The sequence below is a fragment of the Anaerotruncus sp. 1XD42-93 genome (assembly GCF_009917605.1).
Taxonomy (GTDB): Bacteria; Bacillota; Clostridia; order Oscillospirales; family Ruminococcaceae; genus Anaerotruncus.
Genome location: NZ_QZEG01000001.1, coordinates 61,618 through 83,758 on the forward strand (window position 1 = coordinate 61,618; position 22,141 = coordinate 83,758).

The following is a 22,141-nucleotide window of genomic DNA, read 5'->3' on the forward strand; positions in this document are numbered from 1 at the left end:
AGGCTTCCGCGAGAGTGGTTTTTCATCGAATCGCCGGCAAGGCTCCGCGGTGTGAACCGCCGCTTTGCCTTTTGGCTTCTGCGCACCATTATAGCGCAGTTTACCGAAAAAGTCCACTAGAAATTATGAACAATGCTATGTAGCGCACAAGGAACAAAGCCTCTCAGTCCAGAAAGTCCTTGAGGCGTTTGCTCCGCGAGGGATGGCGCAGCTTGCGCAGCGCCTTCGCTTCGATCTGCCGGATACGTTCGCGGGTAACATTGAACTCCTTGCCCACCTCTTCCAGGGTGCGGCTGCGCCCGTCTTCCAGCCCAAACCGCAGGCGGAGCACCTTTTCCTCACGCGGGGTGAGGGTCTGGAGCACCTCGGAAAGCTGCTCCTTCAAAAGGGTGTGGGAAGCCGCCTCCGCAGGAGCGGGGGCTTCCACATCCTCAATGAAATCTCCGAGATGGCTGTCCTCCTCTTCACCGATCGGTGTTTCGAGCGAGACCGGCTCCTGTGCCACCCGCATGATCTCCCGCACCTTGTCAGCGGGCATATCCAGTTCGGCAGCGATCTCCTCAGCGGACGGCTCGTGCCCGTTTTTGTGCAGGAGCTGTGAACTGACCTTCTTGACCTTGTTGATCGTCTCTACCATATGCACCGGGATACGGATGGTGCGTGCCTGGTCCGCGATTGCGCGGGTGATCGCCTGCCGGATCCACCAGGTCGCATAGGTGGAGAATTTGAAGCCCTTGGTGTGGTCAAACTTCTCGACCGCCTTAATCAGGCCCAGATTGCCCTCCTGAATCAGGTCGAGGAACTGCATCCCGCGGCCGACATACCGTTTTGCAATACTGACCACCAGACGCAGATTGGCTTCCGAAAGGCGTTTGCGGGCTTCGATATCCCCTTCTGCCATCCGGACCGCGAGGTTGATCTCCTCATCGGCAGAGAGCAGCGGCACCCGACCGATCTCCTTCAGATAGACCTTGACCGGGTCGTCGATATTGATGCCTTCGGCGGCGAGCGCCACATCCAGATCGGTGTCCTTGCCGATGTTTTTGAAGTCCTCTTCCACCGGCGTGATCATATCCTCCACGATCTCGATGTTGTTCTGCTCGAACATATCATAGAGCTTATCCACCTGCTCAACATCGTAATCCAGCTCCTCGAGCGCGTCGCTCAGTTCCTTGGTGGTCAGCTTGCCCTTGGCCTTTCCGGTTTCGATCAGCTCTTTGAGTAATGCTTTCTTTTCCTGTGCTCCCATCAGTTTTTTGTCCCCCTGTTTTTTTTGGATGCAAGCGAGGTGATGTATGCCATCAGGTCGTCATCCGACATGGCAGCGACCTCGTCCTGCGATTTCTGTTCCCGGTAGCTTAATATGGTCTCGATGTACGCGTCCGCATCCGCGGGGTCAAACGCCATGCCCGAAATCGAATTCAGCAGTTCTGCGGCAATCCCCATCTGGTCGATCGAGAGCACCGCAGAAAGCATGGTCAGTTCAACCGACTGCCCGTTTTCCAGCCGGTCGAAAAGCACCTGTGCCAGCTCCCGGTTGCGGTCGGTTACAAAATCCCCGATCTGTATTTGCCCGGCAATATGCCGGTAATAGTCAGGATTTTTCATCAGGATCGCGAGCAGCTTGTCCTCGGCCAGCGCATACTTGATGTTGCGCGACCGCTGGAGGTCCACCGCCCCGTATGTTGGCCCGCGGGCCTCGCTATAGACCTTCAGTTCGGAAGCCTCCCGCCGTTTCCCCTTACGGGCGGCGCGTTTCAGCTCGTAGTTTAGCTGGGTGGTAATCGCGGTTTTATCGACCTCAAGCTCGGATGCCGTCTTTGCGATGTAGACATCCCGCTCGATCGGGTTGGAAACCCCGGTCATCAGCTTGACAAATTCCCGCAGAAAGCTGACCTTGCCATCCGCTGTCTCAACCGGGTATCTCTGCCGCAGCTTGGCAATCTCGAATTCGGTCGCATTGGAAGCGTTTTCGATCAGCAGGCTGAACCGCTCGGCCCCAAATGTTTTGATATACTCGTCCGGGTCCTTGGCGCCGCTCATCGTCAGCACCCGGATTTTGACCCCGGTTTCCGCGAGCAGCCCGACCGCGCGTCTGGTCGCGGTCTGCCCGGCACCATCCGAATCATAGGCGATCGTCACCTGATCGGTATATTGGGCGATCAGCCGCGCCTGTTCGCCGGTCAGAGCGGTCCCAAGGGTTGCAACCGCGTTGTCAAACCCCGCCTGATGCACAGCAATCACATCCATATAACCCTCGCAGAGCAGAAGCCCCTTGCGCTTGGATGCCTTGGCGAAGTTGAGCGCAAACAAATTGCGGCTTTTTTTGAATACCGGCGTATCTCCCGAGTTGAGGTATTTCGGCCCGCCGTCCGACCCCATGACCCGTCCGCCAAACCCGATCACATTGCCGCGCAGGTCGATGATCGGGAATACCACCCGGTTTCGGAACTGGTCATAAAGCCCGCCCCGGCTGTTCCGGGCGGCAACCGCAGCTGTGACCATCTCCTCATCGGTGAACCCCTTGCCGCGCAGATACCGGGCAGTCAGGTCCCAGCCGTTGGGCGCGAACCCCAGTCCAAACCGGATGATCGTCTGGTTGGAGAGCCCCCGCGCATGCAGATAGTCCAGACCCGTCCTGCCGGATGGCTGTTTCAGAAGGTCGTGATAATAACGGGCGAGTGTGCGGTTCAACTCAAAGACACGAACCTTCAGCCGGGCGGCCCGGTCATCCCCGACATCCTCGGGCATTGCCATCCCGGCCCGCTCCGCCAGAAACTTGACCGCCTCCACATATTCAAGGTTTTCGATCCGGCGGATGAAAGTGATAATGTCCCCTCCCGCGCCGCAGCCAAAACAGAAAAAGCTCTGGTTGTCCGGATAGACGGTAAACGAGGGGGATTTCTCGGAATGGAACGGGCAGAGCCCGGTGGAAATCCGCCCCCGCCGGCGAAGTCTGACATAAGAGGAGACGACTTGTTCAATGTCACTGTTGTTTTTCAGCTCCTGCAAAAACAGGTCAGAAATCAAGGGCTGCCCTCCTTTTCAACTGTTGGTTGCCCTTCGAACAGCGCTTCACCCGGAAAAGCACCGTTCCGGTGGACCGGGGGCTCTGCCCCTCGACCCCGCCACCTTTGAAAAGGTGGACGAAACTTTTGAATCAAGATCAGATGGAAAAGTGCTCCCTGCCTGCCGGGGTGGGGCCTATGGGGAGGGGGCACTGCCCCCTATCCCATAAGACAGCCCGCAGGGGCGTCGCGGCGTATGCCGCGCTTCGGGACCAAAGGCCCGAGAAGCCCCGAGGAAGGCGCCTCGCGCCTGAAAGTTTGGGCTGGAACCAAACTTTCACTGTCTCACTGCCCCTCGCCCCCGCCACCTTTGAAAAGGTGGACGAAACTTTTGAATCAAGATCAGATGGAAAAGTGCTCCCTGCCTGCCGGAGTGGGGCCTATGGGGGCGCTCAGATGCTCCAGGGCTGTGGCACATACAGCCGTTCATAAATCGCGACTGCATACCGGTCGGACATGCCCGAGATATAGTCACATGCCGCACGCGCCTCGTCCGAATCCTTCAGAATCTGCTGGTATTCCTGCGGAAGCTCCTTAGGATGTGCCGTAAAATAGGCATATAGCTGTTCTACAACCGCCTGTGCCTTTCCCTCTTCCCCTTTGGCGGCGGGACTGGTGTAGACCGCATCGTACATAAATTTGTGAAACTGCTTGAAAGCCGCACCTGTGGTGGGGTCCATTCGGATGTCTTCGCCGCTGTTTTGGACAATCGACTCGATCAGAGCGGTGATCCGCTGGGATTTGGTGCGCCCCAGGTCGTATTTGATCGTCCAGGGGATCTCTTCCTCCGAAAGCACCTGGGCGCGCATCGCATCTTCCAGGTCATGGTTGAGGTAGGCGATCTTGTCCGCATAGTAGACCACCCTGCCTTCGAGTGTCAGAGCAGCCCCCTCGGCGGATGGGTTGGAATACGAGTGGCAGCCGATCCCGTTGCGCACCTCAAAGGTGAGGTTCAAGCCTGCGCCGCCATTTTCCAGCTTCTCCACCACCCGCACGCTCTGCATCGGATGAGAAAAGCCGTAGGGACAGCAATGTTTGAGTGCCCGTTCCCCCGCGTGCCCGAATGGGGTATGCCCCAGGTCATGCCCCAGCGCGATTGCCTCGGTCAGCTCCTCGTTGAGCCGCAGGGCAGATGCGATGGTGCGGGCAATCTGGCTGACCTCGAGCGTATGGGTCAGACGGGTGCGGTAATGGTCGCTTTCCGGTGAGAGGAACACCTGTGTTTTGTGCATCAGCCTCCGGAAGCTCTTGCAATGGATAATCCGGTCCCGGTCGCGCGCATAGGCGGTGCGGATTGGGCAGTCCTCAACCGGGCGTTCCCGGCCGCGGGAATTTTGGGGAAGGCTGGCGTATTTTGAGAGGTTTTCCGCCTGCATGTGTTCGGTTTGTTCTCGGATCGTCATGGCTGTCCACCCTTCCTGAATGCTGTCATTCGGCCGGTTCCCGGTTTCGCTCTAATATATTATACTCCGCCAAAAGAAAAATTCCTGCCCTATGCAAAAATTTCTTGCAAAAGACAGGAATCGACCGGCTTATCCTTCGATACATGCAAACCGTTTTTCGATGGCCTGCGGTACCACCTGCGCCGCAGTCAGCTCGGTAAGCTCCTTTTCAAACGGTGGGAGGTCGCAGTCCCGCAGCAGGATCTGTAACCGTACCACTGCACCAAAGTCGGAAAAGGTCGTCCGGGCGTGATATTTGGGCAAAATATAGGAGATTTTCCCATAAAGGTCGTAGCCGAATTCCAACGCCAGCTCGGTGCATTCGCTCACTGTCATCCGCTCCGCCGCATCGACCGCGAGCTTTGCCCCATGCGAATAGGCGCGTACCAATCCGCCCGCGCCCAGCAGAATCCCGCCAAAATAACGGGTCACCACCACTACGATGTCGGTCAGCCCCTCCTTTTGCAGCACATCGAGCACCGGCATCCCGGCTGTACCCTGCGGCTCTCCGTCGTCCGAATAGCGCCGGGTCTGCCCTTCCCGCAGGATATAGGCATAAACGTTGTGGGCAGCATCCCAGTGCGCAGACTTTTTCTCATTGATGAACGCCACAGCTTCCTCTTCGGTGCGCGCCGGCCGGATGTACCCGATGAACCGGGAGCGCCGTTCGGTGAATTCGTCCGAAGCGTCCGAACGGACCGTTGTATATTCGATCATAGGCTTTCCCCCAGCCGTATCAGGGGCGGCCAAATACCACACCCTGCGGACGATTTAAAATGGTTCGGCGATACAAAAAACTGGCGCTGGAATCCCTCTCCTGCGCCAGGTACACACGCTGGAATCCATGGCACTGCCAGCGGCAGAACCATGGATTGGATGCATACGTCTTATTTTTCGTCGGAAGTTTCGGTGAATGCGATAACATCCTCTTCGACTTCTTTTTTGGCATTTTCATCAATGCCCAGCTTGTCCTGCACCTTTTTCTTGGCCCTGCGCCAATAGATGCCGATGACTGCACCCACTGCAACAATGACACCTGCTACCACCTGGATGGTATAGGTCATGACCGAGGGGTCGAGATAAGCGGATACGGCGGTGGAAAGGATCACCGTCAAACAGACCATCTGAAGAATACGGTTGAACAGTTTCATCTGAAAAAGACTCCTATACAGCATTTGTTAATTTTCACGTGCATTTTATCATATCGCTTTTTTTGTGAAATGTCAATGCCAAAACCGGGCCGGGATGTACAAAAATCCCGGCCTGTGCGGGGATTCAGGCAGGCCCTAGTCCCCAAACGAGATGCCGAGGCTCCGCGCAGTAAAAACCATCTGGTCGTCCGGGGTGACAAATTTGGTCTTGCCCGCTACATCGGAGAGGCTGTTATGCATTACCCGGTTGTTCTGCTCCGCGACCGCGACCCCGAATATCTTCTTGCTGACCAGCTCGGCGGCATATACGCCAAACTGAGAGGCGAGAACCCTGTCATAAGACGAGGGAGAACCGCCGCGCAGATAGTGCCCCGGCACCACCACACGGGTATCAAAGCCGGTCGCCTCAGCGATCTGGCGCGCAATCCGGTTGGTAGCGGTGGTCTCACCTGCGGCTGCCCGCCGCTCGGAGCGCTCCTTCTTTTTCATTTTGGCCTCAGCAGTGTCGAAGGCTCCTTCTGCCACCGCAATGATCGAAAAGCTCTTGCCATCATTGGCGCGCCGCTCCACCGCCTTAATCACTTTTTTTATGTCATAGGGGATTTCCGGGATCAGGATGATGTCCGCACCGCCCGCAATCCCGGTATAGAGGGTGAGCCACCCAGCCTTGTTTCCCATGATCTCAATGACCATGACCCGTTTGTGGCTGCTGGCGGTGGTGTGGATCCGGTCAACGACCTCGGTGCCGATATCCACCGCAGTGTGGAACCCAAACGTCACATCGGTGCCCCAGATGTCGTTGTCAATCGTCTTGGGAAGCCCGATAATGTTCATTCCCTCCTGCGAGAGCAGGTTGGCGGTCTTGTGAGTGCCGTTTCCCCCGAGCGTAAGCAGGCAGTCGAGCTTCATCCGCTTGTAGTTTTCCTTCATCTGTGCAACCTTGTCCACCTCGTTCTCGACAACCTTCATGCTTTTATAGGGGGTGCGCGCAGTGCCGAGGATGGTGCCGCCCTGGGTGAGGATTCCGGAGAAATCGGATGGCTTCATCTCGTGGTATTCCCCTTCGATCAGGCCCTTATACCCATCGACGATCCCCACCATCTGCACATCGTCCATCTTCTGGTACATCGCTTTCGCCACCCCGCGGATGGTCGCGTTCAGCCCAGGGCAGTCCCCGCCCGCCGTCAAAATACCGATTCTTTTTGCCATGTTCCATTCCTCCTGTCTTCAGTGTCTCCAGAAAAGCCATATCAGTATAGCGGCCTCCGCCAACGTAATCAGCGGTATGCCCCACACAAAATACCAGTGTTTTGTCTTATGGCGGAACAGGTACATCCCTGCCCAGACACCCGGCCCGCCGCCAAGCAGCGCGGTCAGAAAAAAACTGCGCTCCGGAATCCGCCAGCGTTTCCGTTTCGCTCTGCGCTTGTCCACTCCGCAGAGGAGCAGCCCCGCCAGATTAACCGCCAGCAGATACCCCAGCCCGCAGGCCATCCCCCATTCCATCTCAAGCCCCCTCTTTTCCTTCCTGCCGCCTGCCGGAACCTTTATCCGGCCTTTCTTCTTTGAACGTCCGGATGGCCGCGGGCACCCGCCCCGCCGGCTGTCCGGGGCCACAGATAATTGTGATATAATGGCCGCTTGTAACCATTATATCACAAATTTATCCAGACCACAACGCCCAGTTTCTTTTCCAGACGCAAAAGAACTGGGGCGCCGGTTTCGGTAATGCACAGGGATGCGGGGCGGAAAAAAGCACCGCAAGCGTTCATACGCTCGCGGTGCCATCAGCATCCCTGGTTTTGGCAGGCTCCTATTCCGGCATTTTGGCGAAAAGGGTGCAGGCATAGCCATGGGTATAGCCGTTGCGCTCCCCGACATAAACGCCGACCCCAACATGGGTATAGCCCTCTTTGATCATGTTCTCGTAGTGGGACTGGCTCTCGACCCACTCATCGAACCAGAAGTCAGCGGAAAGTGCATCATTGCAGTTTGGGTCGTCATATCTGGTGGTACAGAGGTTTTCACCCGCGAGCTTGTCATACGCGACCGGCACATCATCCTGAAGGACCGTAAACCAGCTGCGGTCATCCGGGCGGCGGTGGGCAAAGGTGTCACTGTCAAACAGCTCCTTGCTGCGGATGCGTGCGCCTTCCTGAAGTTCCTCCATAAAGACCAGCTCATTCAGCCCGATCCGGGCGCGCTCGGCATTGATTTTTTCGATAATCTGTTCTTCCACTGCGCTCTGGAATCCCGCACCGCCCGAAGGGGATTCGGCGGACAGCACCTGAGACATGCTGCTCCCATTGGTTTCCCCATCCGGCGCTGTCTGTACGGCGGAGGACTGGGGCTGTCCAGAGGATTCGGAAAGGGCTGCGGTGCTGCTGCACGCGGTCAGCAGGGTGAGCAGGGCAAGTAAAACCGCTAATTTTTTCAAAACGGCATCTCCTTTTTTCTATTTTCAAAGTAAGAACCTGTATTCATAATCAGAGGATGCCGGATGGGCGAGGGATTTTGCTGCCCTGCAAGGCGAAAAAACGCAGACAATACTTTGTGTATTGCAAGATTTTTCAACGCGGCAGGCCGGCAAAAGACCCGCTCAGACGGTGTCGAATGGTTGTGAATACGGGTTCTAAAATTTAGAAACGGCCTTTCCCTAATCCTAGCATAAATATCTGCCAAGTGCAAGATTTGCGGATTGGATTTTTCTGCTTGAAGTGTTATACTATACTACATCTACATGTCCGGATGTGCCGGAACCTGCCTGAGGACCGGGAATCGGCTTTGACGGTTCAGGCAGTCCACAGCGCGCACAGGGATGCAGACAGGAAGGAGAACAAGATGAAATTAGAAGACGCCGCGGAGCGGGTGAAGGAGCTGCGCGAAACCATCGAACGCCACAACCACAGCTATTATGTTCTGGATAACCCAACCATTTCCGACTATGACTATGACCGGCTTCTGCACGAGCTGATCGACCTGGAGGCGGAATTCCCCGCACTTGCGGCTGAAAATTCCCCGACCCGGCGGGTGGGCGGCGCGGCTTTAAACACCTTTGCGCCGGTGCGCCACGAGGTGCAGATGGGGTCGCTTCAGGATGTGTTTGACGTGGAGGAGCTGCGTGCGTTTGATACCCGGGTACGGGAAACGGTCGCGTGCCCGGTCTATACAGTGGAGCCCAAGATCGACGGGCTTTCGGTCTCGCTCGAATATCGAAACGGGCAGTTTGTGCGCGGTTCCACCCGGGGGGACGGGATCACTGGGGAGGATGTCTCGGAAAATTTAAAAACCGTCCGCTCGATCCCGATGTCGCTGCGGGAGCCGCTGCCATTCCTCGAGGTGCGCGGGGAGGTCTATATGCCGCGCGCCAGCTTTGACCGGGTGGTGGCCCGCCAGCTCGAGAACGAAGAGGAGCCGTTCAAGAATCCCCGCAATGCGGCAGCCGGTTCCCTCAGGCAGAAGGACAGCCGGGTCACCGCCCAGCGCGGCCTGGACATCTTCGTATTCAACATCCAACAGGTCGAAGGGAAAAACCTTTCGGCGCACAGGGAATCGCTCGATTTCTTACAGGAACAGGGATTCAAGGTGATCCCGACCTGTAAGCGGTTTTCCGAAATAGAATCTGCGATCGCCGAGGTGGAGCGGATTGGAGAAGCGCGGTACCAGTTCCCGTTCGACATTGACGGCGCGGTCATCAAGGTGGACAGCTTCGCCGACCGGGAACTGTTGGGTGCAACCTCGAAGTTCCCGCGCTGGGCAGTCGCGTTCAAATACCCGCCCGAAGAAAAGGAAACCACCCTGCGCGACATCCTGATTCAGGTCGGGCGTACCGGTGCGCTCACCCCTACCGCGGTTTTTGAGCCGATTACCCTTGCTGGAACAACGGTCAGCCGCGCGGTTCTCCACAACCAGGATTTTATCAACGAAAAAGGGGTGGCTGTCGGGGACCGGATCATCGTGCGCAAGGCGGGGGACATCATCCCCGAAGTGGTGGCGGTTGCGCACCATCAGGAGGGGGCGCCGCCCTACCAGATCCCTTCCATCTGCCCCTCCTGCGGCAGTATCGCTGAACGCGAGGAAGGGGAAGCGGTCCTGCGGTGTGTCAATATGGCCTGCCCTGCACAGGTGGCGCGCAATCTGGTGCATTTTGCCAGCCGCGATGCCATGGATGTGGATGGGCTTGGCCCGGCGATCGTCCACCAGCTTCTCGACGCGGGATTAGTGCAGTCCTTTGCCGACCTTTACACGCTGGAGGAAGGCCAGCTCGCAAAATTGGAGCGGATGGGAAAGCGGAGCGCCAAAAACCTCGTAAATGCCCTCGAAGCCTCCAAAAGCCGCGACCTTTCCAGATTGCTCTTCGCGCTCGGCATCCGCGGGATCGGCCAGCGTTCCGCGCAGCTTCTCGCGCAGCGGTTCGGGGAGATGGACGGGGTGATGTCCGCCACAGCGGAGGAGATCGCCGGTATCGAAGGCTATGGGGAGATCATGGCACAGAGCGTGGCGGACTTCTTCGCGCTCGAACAGAACCGGCGGCTGATCGAACGCCTGAAAGAGCTGGGACTCAATATGCGCTGCGATACCGTCCCTGCTGCCGGCACCCTTTCGGGAAAGACCTTCGTGCTGACCGGCACCCTGCCGACCCTCTCCCGCAGCGAGGCCAAAGCGATGATCGAAGCAGTGGGCGGCAAGGTGAGCGGGAGCGTATCCAAAAAGACCGGCTATGTGGTAGCCGGGGAAGAGGCGGGCAGCAAGCTCACCAAAGCGAACGCATTGGGGATTCCGGTAATCGGGGAAGACGAGCTGCGCGCCATGATCGAAAAAGGAGGGAATCCCCTTGCTGAATGAAGACCCAATCCTCAAAAAACTGCTGCCCTATATCGGGGTGACTGCACTGGCCTTCTACCTGCTTCCGCTCGCGGGGCGGGATACCGGCAGTTTCATCCTGATCCTTCTGGTGCTCATCCCGCTGATCTGCCTGTTTACCGCGGTGGTATTCGCGTTCCGCCACGGGCTGGTCTGGTGGTATTTCCTGCTGATCGGTGGGATGTTCCTGCCGAGCATCCCCCTCTATTACAACAGTTCAGCCGTTTTCTACGCGTGCTTTTTTGGGGTGATTGCCCTGTTGGGCAGTCTGGCAGGCGGCTATTTCCACAAAAAGAAATAGGACTGCCCGCAGCGGCATCCGTTTCCAGAGATGCCAATAAACGCTTGACCAGCCCAAAAAAGCGGACATTTCGATGCTTCCAACAGCCCTTATGCCATAAACCCGGCCAACAGGCCCTGGGCCATCGGCTGATAGGCGGAACTGCCATCCAGAATTGTTCCAAACGTGTCCACCCAATACGGGATATAACCGCATCGGTTCGCCACCATCCGCGAACCGATGTTTGTGACAGATGCCGAATAAAGCGGGACGATCCCGCGTTCCAGCGGTTCCCGCGTCAGCCCGCTTACCAGACGGGTCGCCAGACCTGCGTTTCTGTGTCCCTCCACGACATCCACACCCACCTCCCACACATCGTCCACAACAGATTCTGCGGAGCCTGCAATTTCAATGATCTCGTGCTGCTCTTTCGCGACACAAACAGCTTTCGTGGGGGTGGAACCGTTGGCATCAAATGCCAGCGCGTTTTCAAAGCCGGACAGCCCGTTCAGAGACTGAACCTCTCCCCCAAAGAGGAATGTACCGGAGGCATCCGGCCATGTGGGCCGACCCTCCCTGCCGCGGTGGCCGGGAACATAGTGGATTGTCTGTCCATAAACAAGCGGGACCTCAAACATTTCGTCCCTGCTTTTGCCCTGTAAGAGTTCCCGGACCTTTTTATGCAGGTCTTTTGAGGTACAAATGACCACACAGTTCCGATATGCCAGCAGTTTTAGGATGCGCTGCCCTTCCTCAGGGTGCACCGAATAGACCGTCTGTTTTCCGTTTCATTCCGCCCGGCTGCAGGCATACTCCTTTGACAGCAGCTCCTCGATTTTGTCTTTTATAAGCTCTTTCATCCGTCCTTCCTCCCTTCTCCCCATTATAGGACATGCCGCGGCCGATCGCAAGATATACCGCCAGAACCGCCTGTAACCACGGGAAAAGGGGACTGTCCCGACATTGACAGATCGGTGGTTTTGCTATAAAATCAAACTGGTGTATCATACTATAGATAAAGCACTGAAACACAAACACATGGCTCCCAGCGGCAGGCTTTTGCCCGCCAGCACACAAAGCATACCGGTTCGGGGAAGGAGGAAAGGCCGATGGTCCAAAAACTGCTGCGCATTGCGGCGGCACTGTCCCTCTGTCTGACCCTGTCCTCCTGCAATGGCTTTGATCCGGTGCTTGAAAACCTGATGAGCCCACCCCGCCTGACCGCCGGGCAGAAGGAGATTGAGGAGGCGCTGTCTGCCGCTGCGGTCACTGCGAACCCGATTCTGAAATACCCCAAAAGCGGTGACTACCGCTCGGCGTTTGTCTTTTATGACCTCGATCAGGACGGTGACGAAGAAGCGATTGCCTTTTATGCGACCGATTCGAACGACTATACCCGCGCCTGCCTGCTGGACCGCGACCCATCCGGGCAGTGGTACTCCCCCTGTGAGATCGCGGGCGCGGACAAGGACATTGATTTCATCGCATTTGCCAACATATCGGGCCGCAGCTCTCCGGATATTGTGATCGGCTGGAGCAACCCCGATGAGGAGAAGATGACGCTCGGCGTTTACACCTACGACACCCTGAAAGGGAGCCGCCCCCATCTGAACAGCCTTTTGAGCCATTCGGAGGATGTGTCCTTCAACCGCTATCTCATCAGCGATCTTGACAACGACGGCCTGGATGACATTTTCCTGCTGACCCACAACACCAACTCCTCCTGGATCAAGATGGTTTCGTACATCGGCTACAACGTCGGGGTGACAGATGACCTGCCGCTTTCGGACTCGATCGTCCAGTTTGCGGGGGCGGCCGCGGGCAGGCTGTTCCCCACAGACGGCCGGCTCTGCATCTTCATCGACGAGCTGCTTGCCGGAAACGAACTTGTGACCGAGGTTTTCACAATGGAAGCCGGTTCCCTGACCCCGGTCATTTTTCAAGAGATGGAACAGCCTGGCCCTGACCCGGTGACCGAAGAATCCCGGCCTTCCCTCTATGAACAGACCCGCCGGTCCAACACCGTCTCCTCCGGGGAGCCGCCCGCGCCGGTCTGCATGGATGTGGACGGCGATTCGGTGGTCGAAATCCCGACCGCCCGTCCCCTTCCCGGTTATGAAGACCGGGTCAGCGACGAATCCGAGCGGATTTATCTGACCGAGTTCCACCGGTTTTCCGAAGACGCCCTGGAACGGGTATTCGCCGGTGCATTTAACCGGCAGGCGGGTTACCGGGTCGAGTTCCCGCCCGAGTGGATCGATACTGTCACGGTGGTCAACCAGATTGAAAACGGTGAATGGATTTTTATTGTCTACAACGACACCCTGCGCCGGCCGCTTGAAGCCCTTTCGGGGGAGCTGGCGCGGATCCGGGTGGTGAGCACCTCGGATTATCAGGACAAATTCCTTGAAAGCTACATCCGGCTATGCGAGCCGCGCGGGGCATTCAGCTATTATGGGTATGTCCCGGAGACGCCCAACAGCACGCTTGCCGTTACCGCTGAGGTGCTGAAAGACGAACTGTTTTCCCTCATCTAGGGGTTGTCTGAAAAAGCAGGCCCCCAATCTTCCAACAGAAAGGTGGTTTTCCGGTTTATGAAGCGTATTCTGGTCGTTGAGGACGAAGATGTCATCCGCGATTTTGAAGTTATCAACCTCAAACGTTCGGGTTATGAGGTCGTCGATGTCCCCAGTGGGGAAGAGGCAATGCTTGTTTTCGATCGCAATCCGTATTATTTCGATGTTGCTCTACTCGATGTTATGATGCCGGGCATCGACGGATTCGAGGTCTGCCGCCGGATGCGGGAGAAAAACCAGTCGATCGGCATTATCATGCTCACCGCCAAAAGCCAGGAGATGGACAAGGTCAACGGCCTGATGATCGGCGCGGATGATTATGTTACCAAACCGTTCTCCCCATCCGAACTGGTCGCGCGGGTCGATGCGATCCATCGCCGGGTCACGATGGCGGCGGAAAAGGCACAGGCCCCGGTGGTCAGCGAGATGGCTTCCGGACCGTTTGTACTCAATACCAAGAGCCGCACCCTCACCAAAAACGGCAAGGCAATCGAGCTGACCCAGGTGGAATACCAGATCCTTGAGTTTTTTTTCCACAACCCCAACACCGCGCTGGGGCGGCAGGAGATTCTGGATAAGGTCTGGGGCGAGGGGTACTTCGGGGATATCAAAATTGTGGATGTCAACGTGCGGCGGCTGCGCATGAAGCTCGAAGATGAACCATCCAGCCCCAAACATCTGCTCACCGTCTGGGGCTTTGGCTACAAGTGGGTCCAGTGACAGCGTAAGCTTGGTTCCGGGCCGGCTTTACAAGTGCAAAACGTCCCCATCCCAGCCAAAACAGTTTCTGTTTTCCGTATTCTCGCGCAGCTTTGACGCTCGGGGGCATTTGGCGGCGAGGGAGCCGCCGCATACAAAAGATGCCTCACCGCTGTACAGAAAGGAGTGCGCCCGATGGCTGTCAAAAAGATCACGAAACGATGGCTTTTCAACAATCTGGGGGTCATTCTGGTGATCCTGATCGCGCTGGAAGTCATCTTTGCGTTTGGCATCCGGGAATTTTACTACAGCTCGGTGCGTTCAACGATTCTGGCACAGTCAAGCGTGATCACCAGCCAGCTCACCTCCTATGCGGAGGACAGTTCTGCGGTCTTTGCCTCGCAGGTGCGCACGCTGGTCGAAAACTTCCAGGAGCGCGAACGGATGGAACTGATGGCAATCGACATCAACGGCAAGGTCACCTTTACGTCGAGTGGGTTTGAACCGGGCAATGAGGTCTATATGCCCGATTTCACTGAGGCGCTGCGCTCGAACAGCGGCACAGCCGAAATGGTCGATGTCGTCAACGGCGAGAAGATCATGGCCATTACCGTGATCTCCCCGGTTGTCGGGGAACAGCTCGCGGCCATGCGGATCGCGGTTTCACTCGACCGGATTGACCAGCAGATCATCCTGTTTATCCTCGTTATCACCCTTGTGTGTGTGGCGATCCTGTTTTTCGTGATCTTCTCCAGCTCCTATTTTATCAACTCGATCGTCAATCCAGTAGGCGAGATCGGCGCAACCGCCCGCAAGATCGCTCAGGGGGATTTCGGGGCACGCCTGCACAAAAAGAACGACGACGAGATCGGCGAGCTCTGTGATACCATCAACTATATGGCCGAGGAACTTTCGGCCAACGAACGGATGAAAAACGATTTTATCTCGTCGGTTTCACACGAACTGCGCACCCCGCTGACCGCGATCAAGGGCTGGGCGGAAACGCTGAACGACATGCACGAGGAGATCGACCGGGAAACCCTCGGGAAGGGGATGCGGGTCATCAACGGGGAGACCGAGCGCCTGACGCAGATGGTCGAGGAGCTGCTCGATTTCAGCCGGCTTCAGAGCGGCCGCATCCAGCTGATCCGGGAGAATCTCGACCTGATCGCCGAGCTTTCGGATGCTGTGATGATGTACGAAGAGCGTGCAAAACATGAAAGCAAACAGCTTGTCTATGAGGAACCGGACCTGATCGCTCCTTTTTACGGCGACCGTAACCGGCTGCGCCAGGTGTTTGTCAACATCATCGACAATGCCCTGAAATATTCCGACAAAGGGGACACCATCACCATCCAGGCCAGGTTGTCGGAAGGGATGACCTGTATCGAGGTGGCGGACACCGGATGCGGCATCCGGGAAGCCGACCTTCCCCGGATCAAGGAAAAATTTTTCAAGGCGAACGCGACCCGGCGCGGCTCAGGGATCGGGCTCGCGATGGCGGACGAGATCGTCTCGATGCATGGCGGCTCGCTCGAGATCACCTCAAAGGAGACGGTCGGCACCCGGGTGACCATCCGGCTGCCGGTCGGGCAGGGTTGACTTGCCGGCGCGGTTCGGCGTATAATAGATTCTGCATCCTTTCCTGGAAAGCGCCCTGACGGTCCCCCAGCCGCCCCATTCTCATAAACGGTTCGCCAGCCCTTTCGAGGGCTGCACCGCTGCAGCGGCGGCGGGATAAAATAAGCAGCGAGAGAAATGGTGGATGCTTGGTAAAAACGAGCGGCCGCAAGGAAAAAGCGCGGGAATATCTGGCGTACTCCGCGCATTCTTTGATACAGCAGATGCCGCTTTTGGCAGAAAAAGCGGCTGTCCCGATTTTTCAAGCAGTCCCTGACCAGATACCTGCCGAACGGCGGAAAAAGGTGATGATTTGTCTAAACAATCCAGTTCAACCAAAAAGACCTCGATCGGCGGGCAAGCCCTGATCGAAGGGGTCATGATGCGCGGCCCATACACCTCCGCAATGGCGGTGCGCAAGCCGGACGGTGAAATCTATCTCGAAACCTGGGAGACCAACGGAACCGGCTGGTACACAAAGGTACCGCTCCTGCGCGGAGTCTGCAACCTGTTCCTTTCGCTGGCGACCGGCTATCGCTGCCTGATGAAGTCCGCCGAGATTTCAGGCATGGCAGAGGAGGAACAGCCCTCCAAATTTGACCTGTGGGTCGACAAGCACCTCGGCGACAAGGCGGTCTGGGTGTTCAACCTGTTGGTGACAGTGCTGGCGATGTTCCTGAGCATCGGCCTGTTCATGCTCCTGCCCTCCGCGATTGTCAAATGGGTCGGCAGCCGGTTTGCCGCCCCCGCGTTTGTCTTGACCTCCATTGAGGGGCTGATTAAAATTGCTGTTTTCATCCTCTACCTCTTCGCGGTAAGCCGGATGAAGGACATCTACCGGGTATTCCAGTACCACGGCGCGGAACATAAGACGATCGCCTGCTACGAAGCCGCTGCGGAACTGTCCCCTGATAACGCCAAAAACTATCCGCGGTTCCATCCGCGCTGCGGGACGAGCTTTCTGCTGATCGTTCTGGTCATCTCGATCCTCGTGTTCTCGGTGGTCACCTGGTCGAGCGTCTGGATGCGTGTCGCACTCAAAATTCTTCTACTGCCGGTGGTGGTAGGGATTGCCTATGAGATTATCCGGTTTGCCGGGCGTCACGACAACCCGCTGACCCGCGCGGTTTCCGCTCCGGGGCTGTGGCTCCAGAACCTCACCACCTTTGAGCCGGACGAGAGCCAGCTCGAAGTGGCGATTGCGGCAATGAAGCCCTGCATCCCGGACGATGGCACCGACAACTATTGAGGTCTTTCCATGACGGTTTTACAGCTTTATCAAACTGCATACCAGACGATTCTGCAAAACGCACAGGAACCGGGTTCCTGTGCGTTTGATCTGTCCTGCCTGCTCGAACTGGTCTTTGGCTTTGACCGGTTCCATCTGCCCTCCTGCGGCAGCCGGGAGGCTTCCCCTGCACAGGCAGAACAGTTCCAGGCCCTCTGTGCCCGCTATCTTTCCGGGGAACCGCTCCAATACCTGCTCGGCGAGTGGGAATTTTTCGGCCTGCCCTTTGCTGTCGGCGAAGGGGTGCTGATCCCCCGCCCGGACACCGAAACCCTCGTCGAAACCGGGCTTTCGCTCCTGCGCAGGACTGCCTCCCCTGTCATTGCCGACCTCTGTGCCGGCAGCGGCTGTGTGGGCATTGCGCTCGCCAGCCAGCGTCCGGATGCCACCGTCTACGCGCTCGAGCGCTCGGAGCAGGCGTTCGGCTATCTGCAAACCAATATCGGAAAGAACCATGCACAAGGCGTGCGGGCGCTCCTCGGCGACGCGCTCTCCCCGCCTGTACTGCCCCCCTTGGACTGCGTGGTCTCCAATCCGCCCTATATCCCGCGCTGTGAGATGGAAACCCTCCAGCCGCAGGTGAAGCACGAGCCGCGGATGGCGCTGTTCGGCGGCGAGGACGGGTATGACTTCTACCGGGCGCTGCCCGCCCTCTATCTGCCGCGGCTCAAGCCGGGCGGCGCGATCGCATTTGAGGTCGGCTATAACCAGGCGGAGCAGGTTTCCAACCTGCTCGCTGCCGCCGGTTACATCGGTGTGGGCGTCGAGCACGATCTCGCCGGGATCGCGCGGGTGGTTTACGGCAGGAAACCGCTGGACAGCCCGACACCGGTCCGCACAAAAAGTCACGCATGATCTTTCCAGCTGTTCTATAATGGAGGCACAGAGAGAAACGAAAGGGGGCTGTGGGGATGGACTGGACGACCGGGCTGCAACGGGCGATCGACTATGTAGAGGATCATCTGGCCGAGCCGCTTGACTATGCGGAGATTGCGCGGCAGGCATATTCCTCGAGCTTTCATTTCCAGCGGATTTTCAGTATTCTATGCGGTTATACGCTCGGCGAGTATATCCGCAGCCGCCGGCTGACCCTCGCAGGGAATGAACTGCTCAGAACCGACAGCAGGGTGATCGACGTTGCGCTCAAATACGGCTACGACTCCCCCGAGAGCTTCAGCCGGGCGTTTGCCAGATTCCACGGGGTCCTCCCTTCCCGGGTCAAATCCGGGACAATCCCCCTCAAATCCTTTTCCCGCCTCTCTGTGAAACTCATTTTAGAAGGAGGGTCTCTCATGGATTACAGAATCGAGACCAGCAAAGGATTCCGGATGCTTCTCAAAAAGACCCGTTTCAAACAGGGCAGCGAGATTACCAAGCCGCAGATCCACCAGTTTTGGGGCCAGTGCAACGCCGACGGTACCACCTCCATCCTGAGCCGGCGCACCCGCCCGGACAGCATGTTCGGTGATGCGATCATCGGGGTCTGTTTCAACGACCCGGAGCGCGGGGACTTCGACTACGCGATCGGCGTACCCTACGACGGCGGCGAAGTGCCCGAGGGGTTTGCAGTCGAAGAGATTCCCGGCGGAAGCTGGGCGGCATTCCGGTGCACGAAAAAACAGGAGCCAATTTCCGACTCGTTTCAGGCACTCTGGAAGCAGATTTACTCCGAATTCTTCCCCACAAGTGAATTCCAGCCCGCACATGGGGTTTCTCTCGAGCTTTATGAGAGCGATCGGGTCAACGAGGAAGGATATACCTTCGAAATCTGGGTTGCAGTGCGCAAGCAGTGACGAAAAAATACGGACGCCAGATAGAACATTTGGCGTCCGTATTTTTTTATTCGAATTCCGCATCTTCCGGGAATCCTTCCTCTTTCCGCGGCTCCGGCATCGGGAGATGTGCATTCAGCCAGCCAAGCAGGTCGCCGTACACCTGTACCCGGTTGACCTCCCCGAGCATCTCATGCCGCCCGCCCTCATACAGCTTGAGTTCCACGTCCCGCACGCCCGCCTTCCGGTAGCGCTCATACACCTGGGAAGGGCCTTTCCCGTACTCCCCTACCGGGTCCATTGTCCCCGCAAACAGCAGGATCGGCAGCTCCTTTCTGGCCCCCTCGAAGCAGGAACGGTCGTTAGACCGGCTCACGAGGGTGAACAGGTCGTAAAACCCCGCGGAGGTGAACAGGAACCCGCAGCGTTCGTCCGACACATACTGGTCAACCCATGCGGTATCCCGGGAGAGCCAGTCGGATTTGGTGCGCCACGGCTGGAACCCCTTGAGAAACGGGCCAAAGACCATCCGATTGAGGTCCCGGTCGATCGCGCCCGGCCCGTATTTGCGGACCGACCGCGCCGCGGCACGCTGCGCCAGCTCCACCTTCAGCCCGCTTCTGGCAGTGCCGCTCAGGATCATCCCACTGAGCGTAGAAGGGTATTTCATCGCATAAAGCCGTGTGACAAACGAACCCATGCTGTGCCCAAGGAGCACCGACCGTTCACAGAACGGCACCTCGCTGTGCACAATCTTGTGGAACTTGTATTGATCCTCGATAAGGGTGCGCCAGCCGTCTTTTTCCCCGAACCAGCCAAACTTGTTCTCGTAGGACGAGCGCCCATGCCCGATGTGGTCAACCCCGCAGGCGACATAGCCATGCTGCGCCAGAAACCGCATAAAATCATGGTAACGGCCCATATGCTCCGACATCCCATGGCAGATCTGCACGATACCCCGCATCTCCCCTGCCGGGATGTAAAGCCATCCGAAGATGGTGTTCAGCCCATTGGTACTTTTATACTCAATCTGTTTGACAGTAATATTCAAAGCTCATCTTCCTTTGCTCGCTTTACTGGACAGCGGGGGCGGCGTCCGAGGCCGGGTCCATCTTGGCCGGCGGCCGGTGGAAAGTCCGGTCGACTACCTCGTGCAGCTCCCCGCGCTGGGTCACCGTATAAAAACGGACGTTCAGCAGCCGCTTCCACATCTGCACAAGGATCGAGCGTTCGTTCTGCGGCATACCGGTCACCGCATTGACCACATGGTTTTCCCGGATATAATGGACAATGGCGCTCTTCGGGTTATCTGAAAACTGTACGGTCATCTGTGCGCTGTACTCCTTGGCTACTTCAAACAGGTGTTCCAATGCAGCAGGGTTGGTCTGCGAACCGTTTTTCATCACGCTCAGAACAAGCAGTTCGGTATCGGAAAGGTCGGCGATCACCCTGGCGGATTTGATAATACGTTCACAGGCAAACTGGTCTGTCACCAGAACAAGCGTGGCATATGCGGACATCTGTGTGCGATTCATGGCGATCTCCTTTTCATCATTGTCACTCTCAGCAGTGGTTTGCATTTCATAATTCAAGTATACAGCATATTTGTAAACAAATCTATGCAAACTGCGGGAATTTCAAAAAATTTTACCGGAATTTCACCTGGTAACCACACACTTTTCCATATACAATATCTCCCCCGGATTTGTTCATCCGGGGGAGATGGTTCCCCTTATGCGTCAGTTGAAGAAGTAGTTGAAGAACTCTTCAAACTGGTCGTAGCCAGGATTCTGGGTGCTGTCGGGGGTCTGCGTGTTATTGGGGGCCTGCTGCTGCGGAATCTGCTGTTGGTTGGCAGGGGTGGACGTCCCGCCCATATCCTCCATCAGCTCAACGGTGATATTGAAGAACCTGCCGCTCTCTCCATAGCGGCTGCCCTGACGGTAAACCTCCAGTTCGACCGTGTCGCCCGGTTTTTTCCCATCAAGCACATCACTGAGCGACTGGAACCCATCCAGCTCCTGCCCGTCCGCCTTGGTGATGATGTCATTGGGTACCACGCCTTTTTTCGAGATGTCCGAGCCTTCCTCGGTCGACTGCACCAGAAGCCCGGTCGGCCACTGGTTCAGGCGTGCGCGCACCTCGTCCACCGCCGAAGCGGTGATCCCGAGCATGACCCGCCCGGTAACCCGTCCATACTGGATCAGGTCATCAATAATCGGTTTGGCCTCGCTGGTCGGGATCGCAAAACCCATACCGTCCGAGCCGGTTGCAATCACCTTTGCCGAGTTGATCCCGATTACCTGCCCATATTCGTTCACCAGAGCGCCGCCCGAGTTACCCGAGTTGATCGCCGCGTCGGTCTGGATCAGGTTGGAATAGGTTGTCATTGAGCCGAGGTCGTCCCTAGCGGTGAGGGTCCGGTTCAGCCCCGAGACGATCCCCTGGGTCACACTGCCGGCAAACTCAAGCGACTGTGGGCTGCCGATCGCCAGCACCTTCTCACCCACCTTGGTCTCTTCCGAATTGCCGAATTCCGCCGGGGCCAGGCCGGTGGCATCCACCTTGATGACCGCGAGGTCGGTCTTGGTGTCAATCCCCACGACCCGGCCTTCATATTTGGTTTCCGCATCGCTCAGGATAACAGTAATCCCCTGTGCGTTTTCCACCACATGTGCGTTGGTGACGATATAGCCGTCCTCCCGCATGATAATGCCGCTGCCAAGCCCCTGCCCGCTGTAGCCCTGGGTCTCGAAATAGGTGGTGATCGCCACAATGGAAGGCTGGATTTTTTCGACGATCTGCTCGGTCGTGAGACGCCCGTTGGAAAGCTGCTCATCCGGCACATTCTGCGGCTTGTTGTTGAGCGTGATACTAGGCAGGTCGGATGCCGGAACCCGCACCGTCTGCTGGTCATCCGGAAGCTGTACCGTATCGGACGGAGCCGGGGCAAAGGTGGAATAGATGCCAACCCCCGCAAAGACGAGCACCGAAGCGGCAAGCACTGTCCCGAGCAGGATGCCGAACACCATCAGCCCCTTACGTTTTTTGCGCGGCTTGACCGCTGCGGCCTGTGCCTGCTCATATTCGGCGTAGTTCCACTGGTACGGCTCTTTCTCTTTTTCAGGGCCTGCGCCGGACCCGGCCCTCGGGTTGCCCCATCCCTGACCCGGCTGCTGGGTGAAGGGCGGCTGATAACCCTTACCCTCCTGCTGGGGCGGCGCCTGCCAGACGTATGGGTTGCCGTTTGGCGGCTGGTTGGGCTGGCTGGGCTGACCGTATCCGCCGCCGGAGGATTCCGGAGAATCCTGCATCTCGTTGGGGTTATAATTCATATTATCGCTCATATATTTCATCCCTTCTGGTCCAGTTCAGTCTGCTC

21 protein-coding genes are annotated in these 22,141 nt (G+C 57.4%); 8 read left to right on the forward strand and 13 right to left on the reverse strand.

Annotated features, from left to right (window positions below; all coding sequences use genetic code 11):
* Positions 1 to 163: 163 nt before the first annotated feature.
* From rpoD to D5269_RS00310, 8 genes are all read right to left on the reverse strand, one after another.
* Positions 164 to 1,249 (reverse strand): RNA polymerase sigma factor RpoD, encoded by a 1,086-nt coding sequence (gene rpoD, locus D5269_RS00275; protein WP_016316537.1) that lies wholly within the window; start codon positions 1,247 to 1,249, stop codon positions 164 to 166.
* A complete protein-coding gene (dnaG, locus tag D5269_RS00280; RefSeq protein WP_120481549.1) occupies positions 1,249 to 3,030 on the reverse strand; it encodes a DNA primase in 1,782 nt (593 codons plus the stop codon). The genes rpoD and dnaG overlap by 1 nt, the downstream gene beginning before the upstream one ends.
* Before the next feature lie 430 nt (positions 3,031 to 3,460).
* Entirely contained in the window at positions 3,461 to 4,471 is a 1,011-nt protein-coding gene (locus D5269_RS00285) for a deoxyguanosinetriphosphate triphosphohydrolase (protein WP_120481550.1), read from the reverse strand.
* Positions 4,472 to 4,600: 129 nt separating this feature from the next.
* Positions 4,601 to 5,227, reverse strand: a complete 627-nt coding sequence (locus D5269_RS00290) for a YigZ family protein (protein ID WP_016316534.1) — start codon at positions 5,225 to 5,227, stop codon at positions 4,601 to 4,603.
* A gap of 170 nt (positions 5,228 to 5,397) precedes the next feature.
* On the reverse strand, positions 5,398 to 5,661 hold the full coding sequence (locus tag D5269_RS00295; protein WP_016316533.1) for a hypothetical protein: 264 nt from the start codon (positions 5,659 to 5,661) through the stop codon (positions 5,398 to 5,400).
* Between the two features lie 135 nt (positions 5,662 to 5,796).
* Entirely contained in the window at positions 5,797 to 6,870 is a 1,074-nt protein-coding gene (locus D5269_RS00300) for an ATP-dependent 6-phosphofructokinase (protein ID WP_016316532.1), read from the reverse strand.
* Positions 6,871 to 6,888: 18 nt separating this feature from the next.
* Positions 6,889 to 7,167, reverse strand: a complete 279-nt coding sequence (locus D5269_RS00305) for a DUF1294 domain-containing protein (RefSeq protein ID WP_016316531.1) — start codon at positions 7,165 to 7,167, stop codon at positions 6,889 to 6,891.
* A gap of 307 nt (positions 7,168 to 7,474) precedes the next feature.
* Complete coding sequence (locus D5269_RS00310) at positions 7,475 to 8,098, reverse strand: CAP domain-containing protein (RefSeq protein WP_120481552.1); 624 nt, start codon at positions 8,096 to 8,098, stop codon at positions 7,475 to 7,477.
* A 404-nt stretch (positions 8,099 to 8,502) separates the two neighbouring features.
* Here D5269_RS00310 and ligA point away from each other — a divergent pair, with 404 nt between their 5' ends.
* Together ligA and D5269_RS00320 are read left to right on the forward strand one after the other, a co-directional pair.
* Positions 8,503 to 10,506, forward strand: coding sequence for an NAD-dependent DNA ligase LigA (ligA, locus tag D5269_RS00315; protein WP_016316529.1), 2,004 nt, complete (start codon positions 8,503 to 8,505; stop codon positions 10,504 to 10,506).
* Positions 10,496 to 10,825, forward strand: coding sequence for a hypothetical protein (locus D5269_RS00320; RefSeq protein WP_016316528.1), 330 nt, complete (start codon positions 10,496 to 10,498; stop codon positions 10,823 to 10,825). Before ligA ends, D5269_RS00320 begins: the two co-directional genes overlap by 11 nt.
* 89 nt (positions 10,826 to 10,914) lie before the next feature.
* Here D5269_RS00320 and D5269_RS00325 read toward each other — a convergent pair whose 3' ends face one another.
* Entirely contained in the window at positions 10,915 to 11,568 is a 654-nt protein-coding gene (locus D5269_RS00325) for a GNAT family N-acetyltransferase (RefSeq protein WP_243126522.1), read from the reverse strand.
* A 345-nt stretch (positions 11,569 to 11,913) separates the two neighbouring features.
* Between D5269_RS00325 and D5269_RS00330 the strand changes: the two genes are divergently transcribed.
* The 3 genes from D5269_RS00330 to D5269_RS00340 all read left to right on the forward strand — a co-directional run bounded on the left by D5269_RS00330 (position 11,914) and on the right by D5269_RS00340 (position 15,681).
* A complete protein-coding gene (locus tag D5269_RS00330) occupies positions 11,914 to 13,341 on the forward strand; it encodes a hypothetical protein (RefSeq protein ID WP_016316527.1) in 1,428 nt (475 codons plus the stop codon).
* A 57-nt stretch (positions 13,342 to 13,398) separates the two neighbouring features.
* Positions 13,399 to 14,100 carry a response regulator transcription factor gene (locus D5269_RS00335; RefSeq protein ID WP_016316526.1) on the forward strand — a complete coding sequence of 234 codons (702 nt, stop codon included), beginning with the start codon at positions 13,399 to 13,401 and terminating at the stop codon, positions 14,098 to 14,100.
* Positions 14,101 to 14,274: 174 nt separating this feature from the next.
* A complete protein-coding gene (locus D5269_RS00340; RefSeq protein WP_016316525.1) occupies positions 14,275 to 15,681 on the forward strand; it encodes a HAMP domain-containing sensor histidine kinase in 1,407 nt (468 codons plus the stop codon).
* 81 nt (positions 15,682 to 15,762) lie between these two features.
* On the opposite strand, the gene D5269_RS00345 is transcribed toward D5269_RS00340, so the two are convergent.
* Complete coding sequence (locus tag D5269_RS00345) at positions 15,763 to 16,038, reverse strand: hypothetical protein (protein ID WP_147407883.1); 276 nt, start codon at positions 16,036 to 16,038, stop codon at positions 15,763 to 15,765.
* On the opposite strand from D5269_RS00345, the gene D5269_RS00350 reads away from it, so the two are divergent.
* From D5269_RS00350 to D5269_RS00360, 3 genes are read left to right on the forward strand one after another with little or no spacing between them, the layout of a single operon-like run.
* The gene (locus D5269_RS00350) at positions 16,013 to 16,948 is read left to right on the forward strand and encodes a DUF1385 domain-containing protein (protein WP_016316524.1); all 936 of its coding nucleotides are present in this window, start codon (positions 16,013 to 16,015) and stop codon (positions 16,946 to 16,948) included. The two genes, D5269_RS00345 and D5269_RS00350, sit on opposite strands and share 26 nt — an antisense overlap.
* 9 nt (positions 16,949 to 16,957) lie before the next feature.
* Complete coding sequence (prmC, locus tag D5269_RS00355; protein WP_120481554.1) at positions 16,958 to 17,842, forward strand: peptide chain release factor N(5)-glutamine methyltransferase; 885 nt, start codon at positions 16,958 to 16,960, stop codon at positions 17,840 to 17,842.
* Between the two features lie 56 nt (positions 17,843 to 17,898).
* Entirely contained in the window at positions 17,899 to 18,780 is an 882-nt protein-coding gene (locus D5269_RS00360; RefSeq protein WP_120481555.1) for an AraC family transcriptional regulator, read from the forward strand.
* 46 nt (positions 18,781 to 18,826) lie between these two features.
* Here the strand turns inward: D5269_RS00360 and D5269_RS00365 are convergent, their stop codons facing one another.
* The 3 genes from D5269_RS00365 to D5269_RS00375 all read right to left on the reverse strand — a co-directional run bounded on the left by D5269_RS00365 (position 18,827) and on the right by D5269_RS00375 (position 22,106).
* Positions 18,827 to 19,810 (reverse strand): alpha/beta fold hydrolase, encoded by a 984-nt coding sequence (locus D5269_RS00365; RefSeq protein WP_016316521.1) that lies wholly within the window; start codon positions 19,808 to 19,810, stop codon positions 18,827 to 18,829.
* Positions 19,811 to 19,832: 22 nt separating this feature from the next.
* A complete protein-coding gene (locus tag D5269_RS00370; RefSeq protein WP_016316520.1) occupies positions 19,833 to 20,294 on the reverse strand; it encodes a hypothetical protein in 462 nt (153 codons plus the stop codon).
* Positions 20,295 to 20,498: 204 nt separating this feature from the next.
* Positions 20,499 to 22,106 (reverse strand): trypsin-like peptidase domain-containing protein, encoded by a 1,608-nt coding sequence (locus D5269_RS00375; protein ID WP_016316519.1) that lies wholly within the window; start codon positions 22,104 to 22,106, stop codon positions 20,499 to 20,501.
* Positions 22,107 to 22,141: the final 35 nt, after the last annotated feature.